Source organism: Allomuricauda sp. XS_ASV26 (genome assembly GCF_041224615.1).
Classification (GTDB): Bacteria; Bacteroidota; Bacteroidia; order Flavobacteriales; family Flavobacteriaceae; genus Flagellimonas; species Flagellimonas alginolytica.
Genome location: NZ_JBGFGK010000002.1, coordinates 1 through 286, shown reverse-complemented (window position 1 = coordinate 286; position 286 = coordinate 1). Strand labels below are relative to the sequence as shown.

The window sequence follows — 286 nt, the reverse complement described above, 5'->3', positions numbered from 1 at the left end:
CCAAGGCCCGTCAGCACTAGACCGTTCGCATCGTTCCCGTCAGTCAGCACTTCCTCGATGTTCTGGATCTCGTTCGTATCCGATAGATCTCCGTCGGCCGAGATATGGTTGGCCAGGTTCGTGGCATTGGTGGCTATATCGGTAGTGTTCGCTGTGATGTTAGTAGCATTGTTACCAATAGCCGTAGTATTGTTGGAGATATTGGTAGCGTTGTTCGAAATATCCGTGGCATTGTTACCGATCGCAGTAGTGTTGTTGGCGATGTCCGCGGCATTGGCCGCTACTC

General features: G+C 51.7%; 1 protein-coding gene. It reads right to left on the bottom strand.

Going from position 1 to position 286, the window contains the following annotated elements:
- On the bottom strand, window positions 1–286 hold a 286-nt coding region (locus AB9K32_RS00010; RefSeq protein WP_369883992.1), incomplete at both ends, for a hypothetical protein.